The sequence below is a fragment of the Mesorhizobium sp. M0563 genome, assembly GCF_040321065.1.
Taxonomy (GTDB): Bacteria; Pseudomonadota; Alphaproteobacteria; order Rhizobiales; family Rhizobiaceae; genus Mesorhizobium.
On the sequence record NZ_JAMYQV010000026.1, the window covers coordinates 41592 to 66069 of the forward strand.

The 24478-nt window shown below is 64.1% G+C and carries 26 protein-coding genes and 1 tRNA gene; 9 read left to right on the plus strand and 18 right to left on the minus strand.

Going from position 1 to position 24478, the window contains the following annotated elements:
- Nucleotides 1-5: 5 nt before the first annotated feature.
- Complete coding sequence (locus NKI50_RS26415) at nucleotides 6-416, plus strand: hypothetical protein (protein WP_023721325.1); 411 nt, start codon at nucleotides 6-8, stop codon at nucleotides 414-416.
- 90 nt (nucleotides 417-506) lie between these two features.
- Nucleotides 507-2561 (plus strand): M3 family metallopeptidase, encoded by a 2055-nt coding sequence (locus NKI50_RS26420; protein WP_023721326.1) that lies wholly within the window; start codon nucleotides 507-509, stop codon nucleotides 2559-2561.
- Here NKI50_RS26420 and NKI50_RS26425 read toward each other — a convergent pair.
- The 6 genes from NKI50_RS26425 to NKI50_RS26450 form a co-directional block, all read right to left on the minus strand.
- Nucleotides 2558-2779 (minus strand): hypothetical protein, encoded by a 222-nt coding sequence (locus NKI50_RS26425; protein WP_023721327.1) that lies wholly within the window; start codon nucleotides 2777-2779, stop codon nucleotides 2558-2560. The genes NKI50_RS26420 and NKI50_RS26425 overlap by 4 nt on opposite strands.
- A complete protein-coding gene (locus NKI50_RS26430; RefSeq protein WP_084642899.1) occupies nucleotides 2776-3462 on the minus strand; it encodes an LOG family protein in 687 nt (228 codons plus the stop codon). The genes NKI50_RS26425 and NKI50_RS26430 overlap by 4 nt, the downstream gene beginning before the upstream one ends.
- A gap of 158 nt (nucleotides 3463-3620) precedes the next feature.
- Nucleotides 3621-4352, minus strand: a complete 732-nt coding sequence (locus NKI50_RS26435; protein ID WP_352718043.1) for a hypothetical protein — start codon at nucleotides 4350-4352, stop codon at nucleotides 3621-3623.
- Between the two features lie 66 nt (nucleotides 4353-4418).
- The gene (locus NKI50_RS26440; RefSeq protein WP_352480989.1) at nucleotides 4419-5048 is read right to left on the minus strand and encodes a LysE family transporter; all 630 of its coding nucleotides are present in this window, start codon (nucleotides 5046-5048) and stop codon (nucleotides 4419-4421) included.
- Nucleotides 5045-5944 carry a DMT family transporter gene (locus NKI50_RS26445; protein WP_352718045.1) on the minus strand — a complete coding sequence of 300 codons (900 nt, stop codon included), beginning with the start codon at nucleotides 5942-5944 and terminating at the stop codon, nucleotides 5045-5047. The genes NKI50_RS26440 and NKI50_RS26445 overlap by 4 nt, the downstream gene beginning before the upstream one ends.
- 629 nt (nucleotides 5945-6573) lie before the next feature.
- Nucleotides 6574-6649: transfer RNA gene (locus NKI50_RS26450), tRNA-Ala, on the minus strand.
- 164 nt (nucleotides 6650-6813) lie between these two features.
- Between NKI50_RS26450 and NKI50_RS26455 the strand changes: the two genes are divergently transcribed.
- The 3 genes from NKI50_RS26455 to NKI50_RS26465 all read left to right on the plus strand — a co-directional run bounded on the left by NKI50_RS26455 (nucleotide 6814) and on the right by NKI50_RS26465 (nucleotide 8449).
- The gene (locus NKI50_RS26455; protein WP_352718047.1) at nucleotides 6814-7116 is read left to right on the plus strand and encodes a YggT family protein; all 303 of its coding nucleotides are present in this window, start codon (nucleotides 6814-6816) and stop codon (nucleotides 7114-7116) included.
- The gene (locus NKI50_RS26460) at nucleotides 7113-7445 is read left to right on the plus strand and encodes a DUF167 family protein (RefSeq protein WP_352641282.1); all 333 of its coding nucleotides are present in this window, start codon (nucleotides 7113-7115) and stop codon (nucleotides 7443-7445) included. The genes NKI50_RS26455 and NKI50_RS26460 overlap by 4 nt, the downstream gene beginning before the upstream one ends.
- Before the next feature lie 290 nt (nucleotides 7446-7735).
- Entirely contained in the window at nucleotides 7736-8449 is a 714-nt protein-coding gene (locus NKI50_RS26465) for a haloacid dehalogenase type II (protein ID WP_023721334.1), read from the plus strand.
- 16 nt (nucleotides 8450-8465) lie between these two features.
- On the opposite strand, the gene NKI50_RS26470 is transcribed toward NKI50_RS26465, so the two are convergent.
- From NKI50_RS26470 to NKI50_RS26500, 7 genes are all read right to left on the minus strand, one after another.
- Entirely contained in the window at nucleotides 8466-9434 is a 969-nt protein-coding gene (locus NKI50_RS26470) for an ABC transporter ATP-binding protein (RefSeq protein ID WP_352718049.1), read from the minus strand.
- Nucleotides 9434-10444 carry an ABC transporter ATP-binding protein gene (locus NKI50_RS26475; protein WP_352494231.1) on the minus strand — a complete coding sequence of 337 codons (1011 nt, stop codon included), beginning with the start codon at nucleotides 10442-10444 and terminating at the stop codon, nucleotides 9434-9436. Before NKI50_RS26475 ends, NKI50_RS26470 begins: the two co-directional genes overlap by 1 nt.
- A complete protein-coding gene (locus tag NKI50_RS26480; protein ID WP_352494095.1) occupies nucleotides 10441-11358 on the minus strand; it encodes a dihydrodipicolinate synthase family protein in 918 nt (305 codons plus the stop codon). Before NKI50_RS26480 ends, NKI50_RS26475 begins: the two co-directional genes overlap by 4 nt.
- Before the next feature lie 18 nt (nucleotides 11359-11376).
- The gene (locus NKI50_RS26485) at nucleotides 11377-12282 is read right to left on the minus strand and encodes an ABC transporter permease (RefSeq protein WP_502900387.1); all 906 of its coding nucleotides are present in this window, start codon (nucleotides 12280-12282) and stop codon (nucleotides 11377-11379) included.
- A complete protein-coding gene (locus NKI50_RS26490) occupies nucleotides 12279-13238 on the minus strand; it encodes an ABC transporter permease (protein WP_352494094.1) in 960 nt (319 codons plus the stop codon). Before NKI50_RS26490 ends, NKI50_RS26485 begins: the two co-directional genes overlap by 4 nt.
- A 66-nt stretch (nucleotides 13239-13304) precedes the next feature.
- A complete protein-coding gene (locus NKI50_RS26495) occupies nucleotides 13305-14885 on the minus strand; it encodes an ABC transporter substrate-binding protein (RefSeq protein ID WP_352494093.1) in 1581 nt (526 codons plus the stop codon).
- A 32-nt stretch (nucleotides 14886-14917) separates the two neighbouring features.
- A complete protein-coding gene (locus NKI50_RS26500) occupies nucleotides 14918-15631 on the minus strand; it encodes a FadR/GntR family transcriptional regulator (protein ID WP_031194640.1) in 714 nt (237 codons plus the stop codon).
- A gap of 97 nt (nucleotides 15632-15728) precedes the next feature.
- Here NKI50_RS26500 and NKI50_RS26505 point away from each other — a divergent pair, with 97 nt between their 5' ends.
- Genes NKI50_RS26505 through NKI50_RS26515 form a run of 3 tightly spaced genes read left to right on the plus strand, consistent with a single transcriptional unit; the run spans nucleotide 15729 to nucleotide 18632 of the window.
- Complete coding sequence (locus tag NKI50_RS26505; RefSeq protein ID WP_352480996.1) at nucleotides 15729-16700, plus strand: Gfo/Idh/MocA family protein; 972 nt, start codon at nucleotides 15729-15731, stop codon at nucleotides 16698-16700.
- A complete protein-coding gene (locus tag NKI50_RS26510; protein WP_352641274.1) occupies nucleotides 16697-17692 on the plus strand; it encodes a Gfo/Idh/MocA family protein in 996 nt (331 codons plus the stop codon). Before NKI50_RS26505 ends, NKI50_RS26510 begins: the two co-directional genes overlap by 4 nt.
- The gene (locus tag NKI50_RS26515; protein WP_352718052.1) at nucleotides 17682-18632 is read left to right on the plus strand and encodes a dihydrodipicolinate synthase family protein; all 951 of its coding nucleotides are present in this window, start codon (nucleotides 17682-17684) and stop codon (nucleotides 18630-18632) included. Before NKI50_RS26510 ends, NKI50_RS26515 begins: the two co-directional genes overlap by 11 nt.
- A 36-nt stretch (nucleotides 18633-18668) precedes the next feature.
- On the opposite strand, the gene NKI50_RS26520 is transcribed toward NKI50_RS26515, so the two are convergent.
- Together NKI50_RS26520 and NKI50_RS26525 are read right to left on the minus strand one after the other, a co-directional pair.
- Nucleotides 18669-19616: an LLM class flavin-dependent oxidoreductase gene (locus NKI50_RS26520; RefSeq protein WP_023721346.1), complete on the minus strand. Its 948-nt coding sequence runs from the start codon at nucleotides 19614-19616 to the stop codon at nucleotides 18669-18671.
- A 130-nt stretch (nucleotides 19617-19746) separates the two neighbouring features.
- Nucleotides 19747-19902 carry a hypothetical protein gene (locus NKI50_RS26525; protein WP_023678176.1) on the minus strand — a complete coding sequence of 52 codons (156 nt, stop codon included), beginning with the start codon at nucleotides 19900-19902 and terminating at the stop codon, nucleotides 19747-19749.
- Between the two features lie 266 nt (nucleotides 19903-20168).
- Between NKI50_RS26525 and NKI50_RS26530 the strand changes: the two genes are divergently transcribed.
- The gene (locus tag NKI50_RS26530; RefSeq protein WP_023721347.1) at nucleotides 20169-20936 is read left to right on the plus strand and encodes an SDR family NAD(P)-dependent oxidoreductase; all 768 of its coding nucleotides are present in this window, start codon (nucleotides 20169-20171) and stop codon (nucleotides 20934-20936) included.
- A 14-nt stretch (nucleotides 20937-20950) separates the two neighbouring features.
- Here NKI50_RS26530 and NKI50_RS26535 read toward each other — a convergent pair whose 3' ends face one another.
- From NKI50_RS26535 to NKI50_RS26545, 3 genes are read right to left on the minus strand one after another with little or no spacing between them, the layout of a single operon-like run.
- Nucleotides 20951-21895: an ABC transporter permease gene (locus NKI50_RS26535; RefSeq protein WP_352480999.1), complete on the minus strand. Its 945-nt coding sequence runs from the start codon at nucleotides 21893-21895 to the stop codon at nucleotides 20951-20953.
- Complete coding sequence (locus NKI50_RS26540; protein ID WP_023721349.1) at nucleotides 21892-22947, minus strand: ABC transporter permease; 1056 nt, start codon at nucleotides 22945-22947, stop codon at nucleotides 21892-21894. Before NKI50_RS26540 ends, NKI50_RS26535 begins: the two co-directional genes overlap by 4 nt.
- The gene (locus NKI50_RS26545) at nucleotides 22947-24452 is read right to left on the minus strand and encodes an ABC transporter ATP-binding protein (protein ID WP_352857113.1); all 1506 of its coding nucleotides are present in this window, start codon (nucleotides 24450-24452) and stop codon (nucleotides 22947-22949) included. Before NKI50_RS26545 ends, NKI50_RS26540 begins: the two co-directional genes overlap by 1 nt.
- Between the last annotated feature and the right edge of the window lie 26 nt (nucleotides 24453-24478).

Genomic DNA, 24478 nt, shown 5'->3' on the forward strand with positions numbered 1-24478 from the left:
AGGGCATGGTGCGAATTCCGGTCGCGTTCGCGGCGGCAGCACTGCTGTGCTCGGCAGATTTCGCCCGCGCCGACGACAGCGCGATCATCGACCGCTGGTATTCGGCACTGCTCGTCGCCGACCGCACCGAATTGTCGGACCTGCTCGCCGACGACGTCCGCATCAAGCTCGACGACCTCGGCGTCGTGCAAAGCAAGCAGGAATTCATCGCTTCGATCGCCGAGTGGCAAGGCGCCGTCGCCGGCGCCGAAATCCGCCACCGGATCGAGAAGACCGAGGGCGGCGTCACCACTGTGATCGCCTGCTATGATTTTCCCAGCAACGACATGCTGATGCAGGAGACCTTTGCGGTCGCCAACGACCAGATCACCGCCAGTTCGCAAGCCGCGATCGCGGAAAACTGCGACGGCTACTGAGGAAATCATGAACGGGGCGTGCTGTTGCGTGGAGCCGGCCGGCGTCCTACATCGGTGACGATCCGCCTCCTCCCGCCATCCAGCGAAAGTTTGCCCATGCCGTCCGCCGTCGACCTCGCCGCCCATCCGCTGACTGAATGGCAAGGGCCGCTCGGCCTGCCCGATTTCACGCGCATTGGCGACGGTGATTTTTCTCCGGTGTTCGACGCCGCCCTGAAGACGCATGAGGCCGAGATCGAGGCGATTGCCGGCAACACCGGGACGCCGACCATCGACAATACACTTGCCGCGCTCGAACTCGCCGGCGAGGCTCTCGACCATGTCTCGTCGATCTTCTGGTGCCGCGCTGGCGCCCACACCAACGAGGCAATCCAGGCGCTGGAGCGCGACATTTCGCCGAAGATGTCGCGGCATTTCTCGGCGATCTCGATGAACGAGCGCCTCTTTGCCCGCATCGACGATCTCTATCAACGCCGCGAGACTCTGAAGCTCGATGCCGAAACGCTGCGCGTACTGGAAAAGACCTGGAAAAACTTCGTCCGCTCCGGTGCCAAGCTCGACGCCGAAGGCAAGAAGCGGCTGGCGTCGATCAACGAGGAATTGTCGTCGCTCGGCACCAATTTCGGCCAGAACCTGCTTGCCGACGAGCGCGACTGGGCGCTGTTCCTCGACGAGGCTGACCTTGCCGGCCTGCCGGAATTCCTGAAAAGCTCGATGGCGGAAGCCGCCGAGATGCGCGGCCAGAAGGGCCGCTACGCCGTCACCTTGTCGCGTTCGATCTACGAGCCGTTCTCGACCTTCTCAGAACGCCGAGACCTGCGCGAGACGGCGTTCCGCGCCTTCATCATGCGTGGCCAGAATGGCGGCGCCACCGACAACACGGACGTAGTGCGCGACATGCTGCGCCTGCGCGCCGAAAAGGCGAAGCTGCTCGGCTACGAATCATATGCCGCGTTGAAGCTCGACGACACAATGGCCAAGACGCCGGAGGCGGTGCATACGCTGCTCGACCCGGTTTGGAAAAAGGCATTGGAGAAGGCCGCCGCCGACCAGGCCGAATTGCAGCGGCTGGCGGCCGAGGCCGGCAGCAATGAAAAATTCGCCGCCTGGGACTGGCGCTTCTATCAGGAGAAGCTGCGCGCCGAGAAATTCGCTTTCGACGAGGCCGAACTGAAGCCGTATCTGCAGCTCGACCGCATCATCGACGCCTGTTTCGACGTGGCGACACGATTGTTCGGCATTTCTTTCGAGGAAAAGAAGGGCATTGCCACCTGGCATCCGGACGCACGTGTTTTCGTCGTGAAGAATGCCGACGGCAGCGAGCGCGGCCTTTTCCTCGCCGATTATTTCGCGCGACCCTCGAAACGCTCCGGCGCTTGGATGAGTGCACTCAAATCCGGCTATAAGCTTGGTCCTGGCTCGAAGCCGGTCATCTACAATATCATGAATTTCGCCAAGCCGCCGGCCGGCGAGGCCGCCTTGCTGTCGGTCGATGAAGCCAAGACGCTGTTCCACGAATTCGGTCATGCCCTGCACGGTATGCTGACCGACGTCACCTGGCCATCGGTCGCTGGCACCTCGGTCAGCCGCGATTTCGTCGAGCTGCCCTCGCAGCTCTACGAACACTGGCTGACGGTACCGGCGGTGCTGGAAAAACATGCGCTGCATGTCAAGACCGGCAAGCCGATGCCAAAGGCGCTGGTCGACAAGATGCTGGCGGCGCGCACCTTCGGCGCCGGCTTCGCCACGGTCGAGTTCACCGCCTCGGCCTTGGTCGACATGGCCTACCATGCGCGCCCGGAGGCGCCGCAAGAGCCGCTTCGTTTCGAAGCCGAAACGCTCGAAAGGCTCAATATGCCGGACACCATCGCGATGCGTCACCGCACTCCGCATTTCGGCCATATCTTTGCCGGCGATGGCTATTCGGCCGGCTATTATTCCTACATGTGGTCGGAAGTGCTCGACGCCGACGCCTTCGCCGCCTTCGAGGAAGCAGGCGATCCGTTCAACCCGGCGCTGGCCGAGCGGCTGCGCAAGAACATCTACGCCGCCGGCGGCTCGAAGGACCCCGAAGAACTCTACACCGCCTTCCGCGGCAAGATGCCTTCACCGGAAGCAATGATGGCCAAGCGCGGACTGGTCTAAGCCTTGCCCGGCCCTTCTCGGGCCGGCTCGGCCTCACCGGCCGCGGCTGTCTCGTTGAGGAAGCCGGCGATCCGCTCCGCCGTCTTGGTCGTGGCAAAGGAGAGCAATCGGCCGCGATGGACCACGGGCTCGCCGCTCTCATTGTCCCAGATATCGAACCGGCAGCTTGGGTTCGCTATGGCTTCGAAGCGGTCCTTCATATCGACAGCTCCGGTCATGGTGTCGCCACGGGTGCCAGAGATTGAGCGGTGCGCCCGACGGTACTCGCGCCTTGCTGCGTTTGCGTGAAGCAGACGCCGCGCTGCAGCATCGGCAGGATTGCCGCCGGCACGTCGGCAACAAGACATGCCGTCGACACGTGGCCGCTGAGAAACCCCGGCTCCTCGAGATGATCGAGCAGGTCGAGCCAGGGCGACCAGAAACCGAAGAAGTCGGCGACCCGGATCGGCTTGTCGTGCCGGTCGAGCTTGCGCCAGGTCATCACTTCGGCCAGTTCCTCGATGGTGCCGATTCCGCCCGGCAGCGCTACAAATGCATCCGCATAGTCGAACATCAGCCGCTTGCGCATGTGCATGTACGGAACCGCTATGATTTGGGCGACGCCGCGCGGCATCCGCATCCGCTCCAGAAGGAAGTGCGGCGCAATCGCGATCACCTCGCCGCCGGCGTCTGCCGCCGCGGAAGCCACGGCGCCCATCAACCCTTCACCGCCGCCGCCATAGACGAGGCGGATGCCGGCACTGCCGATTTCGCGGCCCAGCGCCGCGGCCGCTTGCGCGAGGCGCCGGTCGTTGCCGGCGCGGGCGCCGCCGAACACGCAGACGGTGCCGATACGGGTCTGCGTCGGATAGAACAGCCCCTCCAGGGAAGGCGCATCGTCGTCATTGAAAATTCCGAACATGGCTCTGTCTCCATTTGGCTTCAGTTGAACGATGGTCCTGCGGGCGCGGCTCTAGTCGCCCTGCCCCGCCGCGGCGGAACGGGTTGGTGGGCTTTCGCCGGCGTCGGCAAACAGCAGAAGGTCGGCCCTCGCCCACAGCGCGTAGCAGGCGAGCAATGTCAGCGGCGCGGTGACAGGGCGGGTGAGGCCCCCGACCACACTTCAGGCACGGCGGAGCCGGCCGAAAGGGCTGCCGCCAATGCCGCAGGCAGGCGGCTGGCCAACACTGCGCTGCGGAACGGATCGGGCCACCTGGCCGGCCAACCGGGCACAATCATGCCGGACACGGCGCTGCCGAATTTTCCCAACGCATGCAGCAGTCCGGCAGTCGCAGCCAGCACCGGTTGGCCGAGCAGGAACAGCGCTACGCCGAGCCCGATCGCGCCGAGCCCCGACAGGAGATCGGCGCGCCGGTTAAGCGCCGGATCGGGGACATCGCGGCCAGCCCAGGCGCGGTGATAGACTTCGCCGCTGCAGAAGAAGATCGACGTCGCCAGCGTCAACGCCACGGCGCTGCCGCTGCCGGCAAAATAGTCGAACAGGGTGCCGGCACCCCATTCAGGGCCGGTGGCGAGCTGCATCGCCACGCCCATTGCCAGCCCCAGCGCGTTGCCAAGATTGTAGTAGCCGCCCGGACCGGAAATGCGCGCCCGGATGGCAGCCGCAAATCGCGACACCGCCCGGGCGGTCCGACTGGGGCCGGCAGATTTCGGTTTTAAGTCGATAATCGACGGCTCGAAGGAGAGGCGATCGACCAGCCCGGAGGCATCACGCCAGCTGGCCGGCGCGTCGTTCCAGATTGAAAGCGCGAAATGCCGGCCGAACGGCGCACGGTCGTTGTCGAATTGCATTTGGATCCTCCTTTTCAGCTGCGGTGGCATTTGACGGCACGATGAGCGGGCGTTTGCTACGGGCGGTCATGGCGAGACGAGCCCCACGGCCATGACCAATGCGACGGTGGACAGGATGAGCCCGGAGATGAGATCGAAGATGCGCAGGCTGGCACGGCTGCGCAGCAGCGGCGCCAAGAGGCCGCCGCCGAGCGCATAGCCGTAACAGCCGAGCGCCGACATCAGGATCAGCGTCACCATGAATTCGAGCTGCGTACCACTCGCAGCGAAAGACTGGCCGAACGCCGCCGGCACGAACAGCCGCTCGACGTAGGTCAGCGGGTTCATCCCGACCACGCCCATGACGCGGGCTACGCAGGAGCGGCTGGTCTCGGCCTTGCCGGAGCGGTCCTCGGCCTCGCCGACGGCCAATGCTGCACGAAAGGATTTCACCGCAAACCAGGAGACCGCCGCCAGGCCAAGCCAGGAGAGCGCCGTTCCGAGTGAGGGATCGAGGCCGGCGATCGAGCTGCCGAGCATATAGGAGATGGCGATCAGGGCGACATAGGTCGCCCACACCAGGCTCGCCACGAACATCACCCGCCCGCGCAGCAAGCCTTCCCTGATCATCATCAGGTTGTTCGGCCCTATCGAGGCCATCGAGGCCATGCCGAGCGCAAGCCCAGCCTGGAATCCGCTCGCGTCGGCAAAGCTCATGGAGCTCCCTCCAGCGATGATATGACGGGATCGGCCGGATTCGCCGGCCCGGGCGAGGTGACGAGATAGAGGATGGTGCCGAGCATCATCATCGCGCCGAGAGCCCCCATGGGCGAGATCCGCTCACCGAGAAAAAGGGCGGCGCCAGTCGCGCCGAACAGGCTTTCGGCGCTGACGATCACCGCTGCGTGGCTGGCAGAGGTAAAGCGCTGGGCAACGGTCTGGATGCCGAAGCCGGCGGCAGTCGAGAACACGCCGAGCACAAGCAGTTGCGGCCAGGCATCGAGTGCCGTCGCGACCGACAAATTGCCATGCGAGAGGGCTAGCGGCAGGGTGACCGCCGCAGTGCCGAGGAACTGCGCCGCCATGGTGGCAAACGGGCGCCCATGGGTTTGCATGTGGCGGCCGAGCTCGACCGTCCACAATGCATAGCATGCGGCCGACAGCACCACCGTCGTGTCGCTGCCATTGAAGCCGGCGATGCCGCCAGGCAATAGCAGCGCGCCGATCAGGGTCATGCCGGCGGCAAACCCGACCGTCGCGGTCAGCCGCTCCCCGACCAGAACCCACGCTGCAACCGGCGTCATCACGGTTGCGGTGCTGATCAGGAAGCTGGCATTGGTGACCGAGGTGCCGAGATAGGCAATCTGCTGCAGAACGATCGAAATGGCGAATAGCGCGCCGACCCTTGCCAAGCTGGCGCGAAAACCTTTGGTCTTCGCTACCCGGCTTTCTCCAATCATCAGCGGCAGCACCAGAAGTCCGGCGATCAGGCAGCGCATGCCGGCCGCGCTCAGCGGGTCGAGATATCCGAGCACAGTCTTCTGCGAGACATTGCCGAAACCCCACAAAGCGGCGGCAAGCAGGAGAAGCAGGTTGGCGTGAAGCTTCGACATCGGCTCTTCCCCCTAGAGCCGATTGCAGGCATGTGCCGATTCAAGCTGTTTGCGAGAGCCTGGCGGGCTTCGGGCGGCACGCCCTGAAGACGCGCTGGAACTGCGCTTGCAGGCTGCCGGTGGTGCTGTGTGCCGGCTGCGCTGAGAACCTTTGGAACCGCTCTGCGCGCTCGGTCCGGCGTCGCGGATTTTGTCTCGAAGTGCTGAAGTAGCCGCCATTTCAAACCCCCGCCGCCTGATCGATGGACACAGGCGAAGGGCCTGCGGCAATCGACTTTTATCGACGGGGTGACGTTCCGATAACGTGGCTTACGGATGGCTTACGGGGCGTTTTTCGAGGTGGTCATGGTGCCGAAGCGACGCTCAGCGCAGCAAGGTTAGGGGGTCGTTCGGAAGGTTGGAGAAGGAGGCAACGCCCTCTGGCCTGCCGGACGAGCGACCTGAGAGGCTGATCTTTGCCGCCCGATGCCTAACGCGTTCGTAAACGCCGGTCGATGGCCGCAAGTCGCGAGCGGCCTTCTCTCGGCGTCGCGAAATCGCCCCTGCCCGAGTAAGCTTGCGCAAGCGGAACAGCGCCCAAGGCCGCTGTCTTCGGCATGCAACCAGGCAAGGGGATTCGAAAAATCCGCTGGTGGAGCTGAGGAGGATCGAACTCCTGACCTCGTCATTGCGAACGACGCGCTCTCCCAGCTGAGCTACAGCCCCGTCCAGCGGATGGGGCTTTTATCGGCCGCTGAGGTTTCCTGTCAAGGCTGTGCGTGTCGCCGAATTCTCGTCTGCCGCTGGTCCGGCTTCGCCATGCGGCAGAGGCGGCTCTTGCCGCTTTCCCCTGCAGTGGCTACATGTCGGGCGTTCGCAAGGAGCAACCGATGATCGCAGTCTTTTACACGCTGCATGCCGCGATTAATATCTATTGGTATATTGTGATTGGCGCGGCTATCTTCTCTTGGCTTTACGCCTTTAACGTCGTCAATTCGCGTAACCAGCTTGTCGACTCGATCGGCAACATGCTCTATCGACTGACCGAGCCGGCATTGCGGCCGATCCGCCGCATTCTCCCGGACCTTGGCGGCATCGATATCTCGCCGATCATCCTGTTGCTGGCGCTGACATTTATCAGCGTCTTCCTAGACACGACGGTTCAGCCGATATTCGGTATCGGATCGATGTGAGTCACGGGACGAACCGTCTCTTTCGACTTCGCGCCGACGGCATCGACCTGTTCGTCCGGCTGACGCCGAAATCAGCGATGGACAGGCTGGAAGGCATCGAGACATCGGCGGATGGGCGAAGCTATTTAAAAGCCCGTGTCCGCGCCGTGCCGGAAAACGGGGCCGCCAATCGAGCGCTGGAAAGGCTGGTCGCCAAGGCGCTTGACGTACCCGCATCAGCCGTCTCGGTCGTCGCCGGCGGCACCGCGCGACTGAAGACGCTGCGCGTGCTTGGCGATCCCGCGGCGCTGACCAAACGCATCGATACGCCCGGCACGCCTGCGCCATGATCTCGGCTCGCTCACCGAGCCCGGCAGAAAAAAGGCCGGGCTGCAAGCCCGGCCAGATGTGAAGGTCGAAAACCTTCAGAGGGGAACGCGCCGGACGAATGGGAGGAAACATCCGACGCCGATTGCATATGGGTTGGCGTCGATGACGTTTCAATGAGGTTGGGGGAACCACCTTCGCGATCAGGCTTTTAAACATTTCGACTATCTGATCAGCAGCTCGACGAGGTCGATCCGTCCTATCGCGACCGATGCGGCAGGACACGCACCGCAACCCCGACCGGAAGCTCAATATGACCACTATTCGAGTCCTATTCTTCGATGTTCTGGGAACCGTCGTTGACTGGCGCAGCGGTATCGCAAGGGAGGCCGGCGCCTTCCTCGCGCGAAATGGTGCACAGCAGGTCGATCCCGGTGAATTCGCCGATGCATGGGCGTTGCGTTATGACGCCTCGACCGAAGCGGTGCGGACAGGGCACCGGCCTTTCGTTTCACTCGACGGGATAAACCGGGAGAATCTGGACGCCGCTCTCGTCCAGTTCGGGCTGACCCCATCCGAGCTGCCGGCCGCCGAAGTTGAGGAACTCAATCTCGCCTGGCATCGGCTGGAGCCGTGGCCCGATTCGCTGAAAGGCCTTGCGAGGCTGAGGGAACGCTTCATCATCGCGCCGTTGTCCGGGGGCAATACCCGGCTGTTACTGGATATTGCCAAGCGCGCCGGCCTGCCTTGGGACACCGTCCTTGGCTCGGATGTGTTCGGCACCTACAAGCCTGCGCCACAGGCTTATCTCCGCGCAGTGGAGATCCTGGGGGTGCGACCTTCGGAGGCCGTGTTAGTCGCCGCGCATAACGACGACCTGGCTGCGGCACGAAGGTGCGGTATCGGAACCGCTTTTGTTGCTCGGCCGAAAGAGCATGGTCCGGCGCAGACGACCGATCTCTCGCCTCTTGAGAGCTGGGACTTTGTGGCCGACGACCTTGTCCATCTCGCCCAAGTTCTCGCGTAGGCACAGGGCAAAAAACCTAAGCGATGTCGTCGCGGATGCAAGCCTTCAGATGACCCTCGGCTGTCGCCCTCAGCGGCGGCACAGCCCCGGCGCAAGCCTCCAGCGCAAACGGGCAACGGGTCCGGAAAACACAGCCCGACGGCGGGTTTGCCGGGCTGGGAATATCGCCCTTGAGCACCTGCCGGTCTTGCCTGGCCAACGGATCGAGCGACGGAATGGCCGACAGCAGCGCGCGCGTATAGGGATGCTGCGGCCGGGCATAGAGCTCGGCCGCCGGCGCAACCTCCATGATGCGCCCGAGATAGAGCACGATGACCGTGTCGCAGATGTACTCGACCACGGCCAGATCGTGCGAAATGAACAGCATGGTCAGCCCAAGCCGGAGCTGCAGGTCGCGCAACAAATTGATGATTTGGGCCTGGATCGAGACGTCGAGCGCCGAGACCGGCTCGTCGGCGACAATGAATTCCGGCTCGAGCGTCAGCGCCCGGGCGATGCCGATGCGCTGGCGCTGGCCGCCCGAGAATTCATGGGCGTAGCGATCATAGGCGTCGACCGGCAACTCGACCGCGGCAAGTGCATTCTCGGCCTTCGCCCGCCGCTCGGATTTCCTGCCAATGCCTTGAATGTCCAAGCCTTCGGTGAGGATCTGCCCGATCGTCATGCGCGGCGACAGGCTGGCGAAGGGATCCTGGAAAATATACTGCATCTTGCGGCGCTGGCGGCGCAACTGGGCGGCACCCAGCCTGGTGATGTCGGTGCCGTCATAGCTGATCTGGCCGGATGTCGGCTCGATCAGACGCAGCACCGAGCGGCCGATAGTGGTCTTGCCGGAGCCGGATTCGCCGACCAGCCCGACCACCTGACCACGCCTGACCTCGAACGAAATATCCTCCAGTGCCCTGACGATGGGGCCGCGCGAAAACGCGGTCGGCGCAAAATGCTTGGTCAGGTTTTTGACCGATAGGAAGGGGGCGCCGTCCATCAGAGCTCCTCCCAGCGCAGGCAGCGGCTTTGCTGGGTCGGCGTCGCCGCAAATAGTGGCGGGACCGCGGCGCGGCAGGCAGTGATAGCCATCGGGCAGCGCGGCGCGAAGGAACAGCCTTTGGGTAGCAAGGCGAGCGACGGAACATTTCCGGCAATGGTCGGCAGCGGCGTTCCCGCCACCTTCAGCGCCGTGGCCTCGCCGAGCCTCGGCACCGAGCGCATCAACCCCACCGTATAGGGATGACGCGGGCGGGTGAACACTTCGCTCACCGGACCTGTTTCGACGATACGCCCGGCATACATCACCGCTACCCGGTCGGCGATTTCGGCGACGACGCCGAGATTGTGGGTGACGAACAGGATGCCCATGCCGCGCTGCGCCTGCAGCTCGGCCAAAAGATCGAGAATCTGGGCCTGGATTGTGACGTCCAGCGCGGTCGTCGGCTCATCGGCAATCAGCAAGCCTGGATCGCAGGACAGGGCCATGGCGATAGTGGCGCGCTGGCGCATCCCGCCCGAAAGTTCGTGCGGATATTGTCGCGCCCGCCGCTTCGGATCGGGAATGCCGACCTGCTCCAGCAGCCGCACCGCGTCTGCCTCTGCCTCGCGGTGCGATTTGCCGAGATGGATGCGGATCGGCTCGGCGATCTGCTCGCCGATCGTGTAGACCGGGTTGAGGCTGGTCATCGGCTCCTGGAACACCATGCCGATCTCGTTGCCACGTATCTTGCGCAGCGACTCGGCATCGAGGCCGGTCAACTCGGTGACCGTGCCGTTCTTGCGCCGCAGCGCGATCGACCCCTCGGCAATATGTCCGACCCTCTTTGGCAACAGGCCGATGATCGACAGGCTGGTGACGGATTTGCCGGATCCGGATTCGCCGACGAGCGCCACCGTCTCGCCGGCGCCGATCGTCAGGTCGACATCCCTTACCGCCGCGATGTCGCGCCCCGCAATGCGGAACACCGCGCGCAGGCCGGAAATCGAGAGGATCGGCGCGACACTCAGCGGAGCAGCCCCACATCGCGAAGGATCATATCGATCTTCGCGGTTTCCTCCTGGTTCAGGCTGCGTTGCGGCCGCGCCATGGTGTTCGAGGCGATGATGCCGAGGCTCTTCATCGCTGCCTTGAAGGCGCCGACGCCGGCCGAGCCGGCACTTGTCCTGCCAAGCGATATCCAGACGATCTCGAACAGCTTCAACAACCGCTCCTGCTCCAGGCGAGCTTCGGCATGCTGGCCGGCCTGCATCAGCTTCCACAGCCTGACATAGCCGTGCGGATCGACATTGGCGAGGCCCGGCACGACGCCATGCGCGCCCATGGCCAGCACACTGTCGACCAGGATCTCGGAGCCGGTCATGCCGAAGAAACCCGGATCGTCGGCCATATCCTTGAGCACGTAACGCAGATTGCCGTCATCGCCGCTGGAATCCTTGATGCCCGCGATGGCGCCTTCCCTGGCGAGGCCGACCGTGGTCTTGCGCTCCAGCTTGACGTGAACGCAGACCGGGATGTCGTAGGCGATGACGGGAATGTCGATCGCATCCTTGATATAGCGGAAGTGGTCGCCGATCTCCGGCTGGCTGGTGCGGGTATAAAACGGCGCGGTGACAACAATAGCGTCGACGCCGGCCGATCTGGCGATGCGTGCGTGGTTGATGACACGATCGGTCGTCGGGTCGATGACCCCAGCGAAGATCGGAACCCGGCCGTTATTGACCTTGACTGCATGCTCGAGGATGGCCCTGCGGCCTGCCTCGTCGTGGAAGACCACCTCGCTGGTCGAGCCGAGCACGAACAGCCCGTGGACACCGCCGTCGAGCAGGTTCTCGATGGTGCGGGTGAACGACGGGAAGTCGATGCTGAAATCGGCATTGAGCGGGGTGACGACAGGTGGCACGACGCCGGTAAACAGGGGCATTTTGATGAACCTTTGAGGTCAGTTGAGATCGGAGCGAGGATCGAATGCATCGCGCAAGCCGTCGCCGATGAAATTGATGGCGAGGACGGTGAGCACCAGTGCGGCGCCCGGGAACATCCATTGCCACGGGTAATTTTCCAGCACGACGGTGGAGCGGGCGAGATTGAGCATGTTGCCCCAGCTGGCTTCTGGCGGTGCGATGCCAAGGCCGAGAAAGGACAGGCCGGCTTCGAGCAGGATAGCGTTGGCGATCTGCAAGGTGGCGTAGACGACCAGGATATCGACGCAGTTGGGCAGGCCATGCCGGAACAGCAGATGCGGCAGCCCCGCGCCCATGCCCCGGGCCGCAACGACGAAATCGCGCTCGCGCAGTTCGAGCAGCCGGGCGCGCACCATGCGCGACAGCACTGGCCAGGAGAGCAGCGAGATCACCAGGATGGTCGGGGCGATGCCGGTGCCGGCAATCGAAGCCAGCACCAGCAGGAAGATCACCGGCGGCAGCGTCATCGCCAGATCGACCAGGCGCATCACCGTTCCGTCGACGAGACGCCCGCCAAAGCTGGCGACGGCGCCGATCAGGAAGCCGATGACGGTCGAGATGGCAACCGAACAGATAGCAACCAGCAGTGAGATCCGCCCGCCTTGCAGCAACCGTGCCATGACATCACGCCCAACGCCATCGCTGCCCAGCCAATGAATGGCGGACGGCGCCTTGTTCATCGCCCTGAGGTCGATGGCGTTCGGGCCGAACGGCCACCACAGAGGATAGGTCGAAACCGCCAACAGGATCGGGATGACGATCAAAAGCCCGGCGCGTGCCGCTCGGTTTTCAAAAAAGCGGTCGAACGCGCGGCGAAGCGGGCCTTTGGTTTGCGGCACGGCTGTCGGGTCAACTGTAGGATCTGGCGCGGTGATTGCCATCATGCCACCTGAATGCGCGGGTCGACGACGGCATAGACGACGTCGGTCAAGAGGTTGACCAGGATGACGCAAACGCCGATCACCAGGGTAGCGCCCATGATCACCGGGTAATCGCGGGTGCCGACGGCGTTGACCAGAAGCAGTCCCATGCCCGGCCAGTTGAACACGCTTTCCAGGAAGATGGCGCCGCCGACGGCGATGCCGACGGTCGAGCCGATCAGGGTAATGACCGGCAAGAGCGCATTGCGGGTGGCGTGCTTGATGATCACCCAGAACTCGCGCACGCCCTTGGCGCGCGCCGTCCGCACGTAGTCCTGGTTGAGCACTTCCAGCAGCGAAGCGCGCATGTAGCGCATGATCAGCGCGGCATGGCCGATGGACAGCAGGCAGGCGGGCAGGATGAGGTGCGCTAGCACATCCGTCATCGAGAACGGCGCGCCGGCCGTGTGCATGCCGCCGGACGGCGCCCAGCGCAGCAGCACTGAGAAGAAATAGAGACCGAGCAGCGCCGTCAGGAAAGCCGGGCTGGAGATACCGATAAACGACAGCACCGACAGCGCGATGTCGGACGGTTCGTTACGGCGCACCGCGCTGAAAATGCCGGCGGAAATGCCGAGCACGATGGCGATCGCCAGGCCCGTGCCCATCAGCAGCGCCGTCGGGCCGATGCGTTCCATGACCAGTGGCAGCACGGCAACGCCGCTGCGCTGGATCGAATAGCCGAAGTCACCGCTCAGCGCCGCGCGCAGCCAGGCGAGATATTGCACGGGAAGCGGCCGATCGAGCCCGAGCCGTTCGCGCAGGCCCTCGAGGTCGGAAGCCGACATGGGGACCGACGGGTTGATATAGGCGTCGATCGGATCGCCCGGCGCCAGCCGCAGCAGGATGAAGATGAGGACGCTGAGCGCGACCAGCATCAGCAGTCCTGTGGCGCTGCGGCGGGCGATGAAGCTCAACATGGGCTTTCCGTGGCCGTGGCAGGCGGCGCCAAAGTGGTTCCGCCTGCTCGCTTGGTTGCGGAGTTCTTACTGGATGTCCCAGCGCTCGGGGTGAGCTGCATAAGGACCGCCGCCCGGCGCCGGCGTCCAGACGAAGTCACGCAGCTTGTTGGAGGCCACGCCATAGCGGTTGGCCACCCACAACGTCGCCCAGGGTAGCTCCTTGTTCATGACCTTGCAGACCTCCTGCCAGGATTGATCGAGCTTGGCCGGATCGGTTTGGCCGAGCGCGGCGTCCAACGCGGTGCTCAGGTCGTCGAACTCGATGCGCATGGTGTTGAAGCCTGCCGGCGGAATCTGCGACTTGTTGAGGCCGGGATTGAGGCCGGCCGGGTTGGGGCCGTTCTGCAGGCCGGCATAAACCATCGGAAATGCATTCCAGTCCGGCGTGCCTTGCTTGTAGACGATGCCATTGTAGGTCGGCGTATCGACGACGCGCGGCACCACATTGATGCCGACCTCGGCCAGCATCGACTGGACAGCGGCCATCACGTTGGCGGCTTGCGGCGAGCCGTAATAGGTCAGCAAGGTGATCGGCTTGTCGCCATTGATCTTGTCCCAGCCCGCCTCGGTCAGCAGCGCCTTGGCCTTTGCCGGATCGTAGGCATAGGGTTCGAGGTCTGCCGGAACGAGATGCGGCGCGACATAGCCGCAATTGGCTGGCTTGGCGGCACCGCCGTAGAGGCTGTCGATGATGGCGTTGCGATCGATCGCATACATAATCGCCTGGCGGACACGGATATCCCTAAACAGGTCGACCTTCTGGTTCAGGCCGATATAGTTGACCACGTACGAGGCACCTTCGATCACCTTGAAATTGCTGTCGCTCTTGAAGGATGCCGCATCGTCGGGCTCGACATAGGTGAACTGGATCTCGCCGGCGCGGAGCGCGGCGACGGCCGCCGCCGGCGACTCGAAATAGCGGTTGATGAGCACGTCTACCTTCGGCTTGCCGCTGCGATAGTCGTCATCGGCTGCCAGTTCGACATATTGGTCGGTCACGTAGCGCTTGAACTTGAACGGGCCGGTGCCAACCGGAGCGGTCGACCACCAGGTGCTTGTCGCCAGTGATTCCGGCGGCAGAGCGGCCAGGGCATGCTCCGGCAGGATCATTAGCTGCGAGAGGATGGATAGAAACGAGCCGTTCGGTTTCGATAGCTTCACCACTGCGGTGTGGTCATCCGGTGCATCGACCGAGGCGATGTTGGCGAGGCGGGCGGCAAACAGGCTGCCGGAGGCCTTGTTCTTGGCAAGCTCGAGGGTGAACTTGACGTCCTTCGAGGTGAACGGTTTGCCGTCATGCCAGGTCTCGTTGACCAGGTTGAACGTATAGCTCAGCTGGTCGTCGCTGATCTTGTAGTCCTTGGCGAGGTCGCCTTCGATCTCGGTCAGCCCGGCATTGAAGATGACCAGCGGTTCGAAATAGGTGCTGAGCCAGGTGTAGCCGCCGGTCGCGACCAGCGGGTTGAAGTTCTTGGGAAAACCGCCCGGGCCGACGTCGAAGCCGCCCGCAATGGTCTTGGCGCTTTGTGCCTGGACATTGGTCAATGGGGCAATGCTGGCGAGCAGCAGCCCGGCGACTGAGAATGCGATGGTCCTGATGCGCATGGTTTCCTCCCTTGGCATATTCAGGTTGTTCTTCAGCTTGCTCGGTTTTTGGCGATAACCTGCTGGATCCCCCGGTAATGGTCGTCGAGCCGCCGACGCGCCTGGTCGACATCCTTGGCGGCGACAGCCTCGACGATCTCGTGATGGTCGCGCCATGTCGCCAGCGGCGTCGGATTATCGAGATTGGTGAAATTCGAGGCCTTGTCGAACGCCGTCCAGAAGATGTCGATCAGTGCGCTCAGCATGTGATTGTTCTGGCAGCGGAACAGCAGCTGGTGGAATTGCTGGTCCTCTTCGGCGAAGCTCTCATGGCGCTCGGCACGTTGCCGCATGCGCTCGGTCAACTGGCGCAGCGCCTCGATATCCTCGGCACTGATCATCTCGATCGTCTTGGCGATGAGGCCGGTTTCCAGCACGCGGCGGATTTCGCGCAGCTCTTCGACATCGCGCAGCGAATCCTGCAAGCCGTATGCCAGGTTATCCAGCAGCGGCTTGAACGAGAACTCCTTGACGAAGACGCCGATGCCGCGCCGCGTCTCCAGGATGCCGATCGATTCCAGCGCCTTGATGGCTTCCCGCACGGAGTTGCGGCCGACGCCGAGCCGCTGCGCCAGGAACGTTTCCGGCGGCAAGGGATCGCCTGCCTTGAGCTGGTTGCTTTCGATATAGGCCCTGAGGCTTTCCTGCACGGTGACGTGAAGAAGCGGCGGTCTGCTCAACGGTTCGATCGACTTCAGTTCCGCCATCCCACTGCTTTCATCATCCGCCGGATTAGCCTGCCCGCTTGTCGTATAGCTACTTGTAGGATATCCTGCAAGCCCATAACAAACCTGCTGCCTTCGAATGAAGATTACCCTCGCCGGCTCGAGCCACTGGCACGCCGAAATGCACCTCGACGCCGCACGCTTTTACGGTGCGGAGATCGCCGGCATCTGGGACGAGGATCCTGGCCAAGCGCATGGGTTCGCCGCGCACCACGATCTGCCGTTTATCAAAGATTTCACGGAGATACTCTCCAGCCCGCCGGATGCGATCCTGTTGATGGGGCACCCTTCGAGGGTGCCGGCGCGGGCACGCGCGATCATCGCGGCAGGGATACCGTTGATCCTGGAGAAGCCGGCGGCCAGCCATACGAGGGAACTGATGGCGCTGCGCGAGCTTGCCAGGCAGCACCAGGCTTTTGTCGCTGTTCCCCTGCCCAACCGTTTCGGGCCGGCCGTTGCCGGCTTCGAACGGCTGCGCCGGCAAGGTCGCGCCGGGCCGGTGGCGCATTGCCAGTTCCGGCTGGTCAACGGCCCGCCGCAACGCTACATCGCCGACGGTGTCGCCTGGGTCGTCGATCCGGCGGTTGGCGGCGGGGGTGCGTTGAGGAATCTCGGCATACACGGCGTCGACGCGGCACTCAGCCTCGCAACCGGCAAGCTCGGCCTGAAAAGCGTTTCGATCGCGAACCGCATTCATCCCGGCCCGGTCGAGGACCATGCGCTGCTGGTGCTGGAAGACGAGGCCGGCGCGGTGTTCATCGTCGAGGCCGGTTACACCTTTGCCTCGATGCGCCCCGGCGGTGACTTCGAGTGGCGTATCGTCAGTGCCAATGCCACCCTCATCGATCATGGCGACCATGCCACCTGCGCAACGCTCGACGATGCGGCCGTTGCCGATTTGCCGGTCGAACTGCCGGCAACGCGCTATCGTCTGTTCATGCGCGATACGCTTGACCGGCTGGCCAGAAAGGCGCCTCCGCCGGTGTCCATCGAGGATTATGTTGCGGCGATGTCTCTGATCGACGCCGCTTATGAAAAGGCAGGATCATGATTGGGATAGGAATTATCGGCGCCGGCGATTTCGGCGCAGCCCATGCGCGGGCAATCCGTGAGGTGGGAGGCATTCGTCTCGTCGCCGCCTCTCGTGGAAATGCCGATGCGCTGCAGCGCTTCACCGCCGAATATGGCGGCTGCGGCTACACTGATTGGCGCAAGCTGCTGGACGACAAGGAGGTCGACGCGGTCCTCATTGCCACCCCGCACCATCTCCATGCCGAAATGGCCATCGGCGCAGCAAACGCCGGCAAGCACATCCTGCTCGAAAAGCCGATGGCGCCGACGGCGGCTGCCTGCGACGCGATCAACGCCGCCGTAACCGATAGCGGCGTCAAGCTGATGGTCGCCCATCTCATGCATTTCGCCCTGCCCTGCATGGCAGCCAGGCAGAAGCTGGAGCAAGGAGAGCTCGGCCGGCCGCTCATCGGATCGAGCTGGATCATCAAGCTATGGATGGAGCACAATCGCCGCGACTGGCATCTGCGCAAGTCGACCGGCGGCGGCATGCTGTTGACGGCCGGCATCCACGCGCTCGACCGCCTGGTCTGGCTGATGGATGACGATGTCGTGTCGGTGAGCGGCATGCTCGGCGCCAAGTTCCATGACCAGGAAGCAGACGACAGCGCCTTGCTTGGGCTGCGCTTCGCCGGCGGCGGCATCGGCCAGGTGCAGAGCATCGGCTATCGCACCGGCGCTACCACCTACGCCATGGATCTGGTCTGCGAGCAGGGAACGCTGCGCATCGACATGGATCGCGGCACGATGCTTGGACGCGATACGGTCTGGACCGAGTTGCCCGGTTCATTCGAACCGAACTGGATGCACAACGCGCTGGTGCGCGAATGGAGCGCGATGCGCGATGCCATTGCCGACGACACGCCGGTGCCGGTCGACGGTCTCTATGCACGCAAGATCATCGGCATTATCGAGGCTGCCTTCGCGTCGAACGAAACCCGCCACGAACAGGAGATCGCCGGTGCACGCTGACCTCGACGACCATCTGGCCCGCTTGCCCGCACACGCACCGCGCGGCGTCTGGGGCGCGGTGATGCTGGCCATCGACGATCGCGGAGCGATCGACTGGCAGGCGACGGAAGAGACGATCGCGCGGCTTTGCGCGTCAGGCGTCGACGGCGTCTATTCCAATGGCACGGCCTGCGAATTCCATTGCCAGACCGAGCCCGAATTCGACCGGCTTTGTGGGCTGGTCGCCGCAACAGCCGGCGGCGCGCGCCTTCCTTTCCAGATCGGCATCAGCCAGTCCAATCCGCGCGTCGCACTGGAGCGGCTGACGCGGGTCTCGGCGTTTGGCCCGGCGGCGGTGCAATTCACACTGCCCGACTGGTGGCCGCCCAGCGACGACGAGGTCATGCGTTTTGTCGGCCGCCTCTGCGAGGCCGCGCCCGAAACGCCGCTGGTGCTCTACAACCCGCCGCACGCCAAGCGTCGCCTGACACTCGAAGGCATCGCCCGGCTGCGCGCGGCGGTGCCGTCGCTGGTCGGCGCCAAACTGCCGGGCGGTGACGCCGACTGGTATGCCGATATGCGCCACAAACTGGACGGATTCTCCGTCTTCGTCCCCGGCCACACGCTGGCGACAGGCTATGCTGGGGAAGCCCATGGCAGCTATTCCAACGTTGCCTGCCTCAACCCGAAGGGTGCGGTACAGTGGTGGCAGATGATCCGCACCGACATGGCCGCCGCTGCCGAGGTCGAGGCCCGCATACAGGCCTTCCTCGCCGCACATGTCCTACCGTTTCGCACCCGTTACAATGTCAGCGATGCAGCGCTCGACAAGGCGATGGCGGCGGCCGGCGGCTGGGCGCCACTCGGCCCGCGACTGCTCTGGCCCTACAGCTCCGTTCCCGATCAGGAAATCCCGACGCTGGCCAGGGCCGCTCACGCGGCTTTCCCGGAATGGTGGTAGGATCCGTCAGCCAAGGTGCGTGACGACGGCGGCTCTTCAGCACTCGGCTCGCAGGCCCGGTATCGCGCGTGACACAAACGTCCCCGATGCAGGGGCATCCGCCTCGCGCCGTGCCAGTGAGTTGCGCAGCAGTGCGATCGCCTCGCGGCCGGCAGTCGCAATCTCGCGCGGCCTGTCGACGCCGACGATCATGAACTCCTTGATCCCCAAAGCGGCGTAGGAAAGCAGCGACAGCGCGACCTGCGCCGGCGGCCCGGCAAGTTCGACCGCCTTCTGGCAGGAAGCGGCAGGTTTGTCTGCCGAACGGATTCGGACGGGAAGCGCGAAACGCAGCTTGCCGGCCCGACCGTGTTCGGCGGCAGCGCCGCGCACGCGCTCCATTGACTGTCGGATTTCTGCAAGCGAGCCGGGCGCCAGCTCGAACACATCCGCATGCCTGCCCGCGACCCTGAGCGCCGTGCCCGACTGTCCGCCCATGCGGATGGTCACGTCGGCACCATGCAGCCCCTTGCGCGGCACATAGCCGCCGTTGACGCTGTAAAAGGCGCCTTCATGGTCGAACGGCCTGTCGTTCGACCACAACCGCTTCAGCAGCACCAGATATTCGTCGATGCGTTGCCAGACCACCGTATGGCCGGCCGGACGTGCCTCGGCATCGTCGTCGTTCAGCGGCTCGCTGAGCATCCTGAGCGACAGCCGGCCACGGCTTCTCGCGTCGAGGGCAGCGAGCTGCCGCGCCGCCACGGTTGGTTCGATCACGCCTGCCCAATGGGTGAGCACGACCTCGAGGGAGGAGGTCCGGTCCAGCGTCTGGGCGGCAAGGTCCATATTGGTCAGCAGCCCGGCCTGGTCGTCGATGACGATCTTCTGGAATCCGGCATCCTCGATCAGCGACAGCTTCGTCGCGGTCTCGACAAAGTCGTAGAAAAAGCTGGCGTCGGCAGCGTGGATCTTACCGGGAACATGCGTGAACTCGATCGGCATTGCCATCTCCTCCATCACGTTGAATCAGGGCACGCAAAAGCGCACCGGCATTCGGTTCATTCAACTCCGGAATTTCTGCAAACGGCAGGCCGCTATCCCGAGCAAGCCTCGACGATCAGAGCCTTACTAATCAGGGGATCAGCCCCAGTACCACTGCCCCGGTGAATACGAACGCAAGGGCAAAGACGAGATAGGCGAAAGCGCCGGCATAGGCCGGCCGCCACACCTGGTCGGAACCCAGCCTTTGGCCTTTGCGGGCAGTCTGAGCGTTCTGGCTATAGGACATATCGACCTCCGTCTCGGCGCTTAATCTATAAAATCAGTAGACTTTGTCGAGTGCTATTTTCGCGCGATCTTTAGAACAATTTTCCCCAAACCGCAGACAAATTGGTGTTTTTGCTGCTTAGCGCTGGCTTTTGGGCGTGCCGGGGAAGACGGCAGAAAACGTCAGGTCCATGTGTGTGTGGCTCCTTGGCCATCCAATGGATGCGGGATAGCATCGCTGCTTGAGCGGAAGCCGCGACGTCACGGCAAGGCAGCAGGGAGCAAAACATGGGCACAAGACTGGCCGGCAAGGTCGCCATCATTTCGGGCGGCGCGACGGGAATGGGCGGTGCGGCCTCGGAGCTTTTCGCGGCCGAGGGCGCCAAGGTGGCGATCGTCGACCGCAACGGCGAAGCGGCGGCTGCCACCGCAGCGGCAATCAGGCAACGCGGCCATATCGCCGAGCACTGGGTCGCCGACGTATCGGACGAGCGGCAGGTCGAAGCGGCGGTGAAGGGCGTGATGGAAAAATTCGGCCCGGTTACGGTTCTGTTCAACCATGCCGGCACCATCGTCATCAAACCCTTCCTGGAGACCACGCTGCAGGAATGGGACTGGCTGCATGCCGTCAATGTGCGTTCGATGTTCCTGATGACGCGCGCCGTGCTGCCCGGCATGATCGCCGCCGGCGGCGGTTCCATCGTCTGCACCTCGTCGATCTCGGCGGTGGCGGCGACGCCGATGGAGGTGCTTTACGACACCACCAAGGGTGCCTGCCACATGTTCGCGCGTGCCATTGCCGTCGAATTCCGCGACCGCAACGTCCGCTGCAATGCGGTCTGCCCCGGCTTCATCAGGACACCGCATGGCCTGCGCGAGGTCGCCGATCTCGACAAACTTGGCGTCGATGTTTCAGACGCGGCAATGGCCGCGCAGCAAGGCCGGATCGGCGAGCCGGAAGAGGTGGCGAGGGCAGCCCTGTTCCTGGCCAGCGACGAGGCCAGCTTCGTCAACGGCGCCCATCTGTTCGTGGATAACGGCTTTACCGCGATGTGAACGACGGCGCGCCGCTACCGCTCTTCGCGCCGGAACGGCTTGAGCAGTGCCGAAGGAGCCACCGCATTGCGCGACATCACCGCCATGGCGACGATGGTGAAGATGAAGGGCAGCATCAGGAACGCCTCATAAGGAATGTGGCCGAGCCCACTTGCCTGCATGCGCAATTGCAGCGCGTCGACGAAGGCGAACAGCAGTGCGGCGCCTGCCGAGCGCCATGGATCCCAGCGGCCGAAGACGACGAGTGCGATCGCCACCCAGCCACGCCCGGAAACCACGCCGAAGGTGAAAGCGTTGAATTGCGCCATCGACAGGAAGGCGCCTGCAAGCCCCATCAAGGCGCCGCCGAGGATCACCGCCTGGGAGCGCGTCGCGATGACGCTGACGCCTGCCGAATCGGCGGCGCGCGGGTTTTCACCGACCATGCGGACCGACAGGCCCCATGGCGTGCGGTAGAGCACGAAGGCGGCCAGGGGAATAGACAGCATTGCCATGTAGACCAGCGAAAACTGGTTGAACACCGCCGGCCCAAGCACCGGAATACCGGATAATATCGGGATCGGCAGCGTCTCGAACCCCTTGATGTTCGGCGGTACCGATTGCTGGCCGAAGATCAGCCTGTAGAGGAAATAGGCAAGGCCTGAACTGAACAGCGTCACGCCGATGCCGCAGACATGCTGGCTGAGGCCGAGCGCCACCGTGAACAGCGCATGCACGGCGCCCATCAGCGCGCCGGTCAGCACGGCGGCGAGCACGCCAAGCCAAAGGCTGCCGCTGAGGCTCGCCGCGGTGAAGCCGGTCATTGCCGACAACAGCATGATGCCTTCGATGCCGAGATTGAGCACGCCGGCGCGCTCGGAAAACATCTCGCCCAGCGTCGCGAAGGCAAGCGGCGTGGCGATGCGGATGATGGCGGCCAGGAAGCCGACCTGGAATATCTGCTCCAGCACCACGCTCATTTGGCTATTCCCACGCGACGGATGCGATAGGCGGTGAACAGCAGCGCCACCAGCATGGCGAGCAGCGCCGTTCCCTGGATGACATCGCTGAGGAAGGCCGGAACGCCGGTCGCCCGCGACATCGCCTCGGCGCCGGTCATGACGGCAGCAAGGAAGATCGCCGCCGGCACGACGCCGAGCGGATTGAGCCTCGCCAGCATGGCGACGACGATGCCGGAATAGCCATAGCCCGGCGAGATGTCGCTCATCACCTGGAAATGCACGCCGCCGACCTCGCCGACGCCGGCAAGGCCGGCCAGCGCGCCTGATAGCAGCGCCGTCGAAATCAGCACCCGCTCGACATTGATGCCGCCATAGCGCGCGGCTTCCGGGTTCTCGCCGGTGACCCTGATGCGGAAACCAAGCGTCGTGCGCGCGACCACGAACCAGATGACCGGTGCGGCGACCAGCGCCGCGACGACGCCGAGATGCAGTCGCGTGCCTTCGAGCAGCACTGGGAAATTCGCTGAATCCTCGATCGGCGGCGAGATCGGGTAGCCGCTGAAACTATCCTTCCATGGGCCCTCGATCAGCGCCATCAGCGCGTAGAAAATGACCGAATTGAGCAGCAGCGAGCTGACCACGTCATCGACCCTGAATTTTACCCGCAGTGTGGCAGGGATCAGGGCGACGGCCGCGCCGGCGGCGGCGCCCGCCAGCGCCATCAGCAACATGGCGAGCGGCCCCGGCATCGGGATGGCGCCGACGGCACAGCTCGCCACCGCACCGGCCAGCAATTGCCCTTCGGCGCCGATGTTCCAGAATTTGGCGCGGAAAGCGACCGCCACGGCAAGACCGGTGAAGATCATCGGCGCGGCACGCACCAGCGTTTCGGTGATGGCGTAGCTGTCGCCCAACGACGCCGAAAACATCACGCCATATGCCTCGACGACGCCGGCGCCGGCCAATGCAATGAGGCCGCTGCACAGGATCAGCGTCGCGCCGATGGCGAGCAGCGGCAGCGCCAGATTGAACCAGGCGGGCGTTGAGGTGCGGGCCTCGAGACGGAACATCAGGCCTCCGCCCCGGTCATCATCAACCCGAGTCTGGCGACGCTGGCATCGGCGCTGTTCAGCGTGCCGACGATGCGGCCCTCATACATCACGGCAATGCGGTCGCAGAGCATCAGCAACTCTTCCAGGTCCTCGCCGATAACGATAATGCCGCAGCCCTTGGCGCGCATGTCGAGGAATTTTTCGTGGATGAAGCGCGCGGCACCAATATCGAGGCCGCGTGTCGGCTGCGAAACGATCAGCACCTTTGGGTCGAAGGCGAGTTCGCGCGCCAAAAGCGCCTTCTGCAGATTGCCGCCGGACAGCGCCCCGGCGCGCGTCATCGGCCCGGGGCAACGTATATCGTAGGCCTTGATCTGCGCCTCGGCGAAGGTGCGGATCGCATCCTGTCTGAGCAGGCCGTTGCGGCTGAACGCCACCGTGCCGATGCGCGGCAGCACCATCGAATCGGCAAGCGGCAGATTGGTGACCAGCCCGGTCGTCATACGGTCTTCTGGGATGCGGCCAAGGCCGAGCGCCTGCACTGCGCTCGGCGAGAACCGCGAAACGGCTTTGCCGGCTATCGTCATGCGGCCGGCATCGGGCGCTCGCACGCCGGAGATGACCTCGGCAAGCGCCCGCTGGCCGTTGCCGGAGACGCCGGCAATGCCGAGGATCTCGCCGCCGCGTACCGACAGCGACACATCGCGCAGCGCCATGCCGGAATGATGCGATGTCGAGATACCATCGAGGGTCAGCACCGCCGGACCCGGTGTCGACGGTCCCCTGGCCGGAGGCACGATCTCGTGGCCGCACATCAGCCGCGCCATCTCCGAAGATATCGTGCTGGCCGGCGTATCGACGCGGCCGGCAACGCGCCCGTGCCTGAGCACGACGCAGCGATGCGTCAGCGCCCGCACCTCGTTGAGCTTGTGCGAGATGAAGATGATGCCGAGCCCCTGTGCCGCCATCGAGCGCAGCGCCGAAAACAGTCCGTCGACCTCGGTTGGCGCCAGCACCGCCGTCGGCTCGTCGAGGATCAGCAGCCTTGCGCCGCGAAACAATGCCTTGACGATTTCGAGCAGCTGTTGCTCGCCGACCGACAGCGCCGAAACGGGAAGGTCCGGGTCGAGCGCCAGCCCATGCTGGCGGCCGATCTCGGCGAGCCGCGCCAGCCCCCCGGCGCGGTCGATCCGGCCCGATCTGCCGGGAATGCCGATCAAGAGGTTCTCCAGCACCGAAAGTCGCGGTGCGAGATGAAAATGCTGGTGCACCATGCCGATGCCGGCGGCCAGCGCATCGGCCGAGCTGTTGATCGCCACTGGCCGGTCCTGCACCAGGATCTCGCCGGCGTCGGGCGCATAGGCGCCGAACAGCACGTTCATCAGCGTCGTCTTGCCGGCGCCGTTTTCGCCGAGCAACCCGAGGATTTCACCCGGCGCGACGCTGAGATCGACGGCCTCGTTCGCCTTGACGGCGCCGAAGCTCTTGGTGATGCCGCGCATTTCGATGAGAGGGGCGGGCAAGGGCACTCCTGGTGAGAGATGGCGCG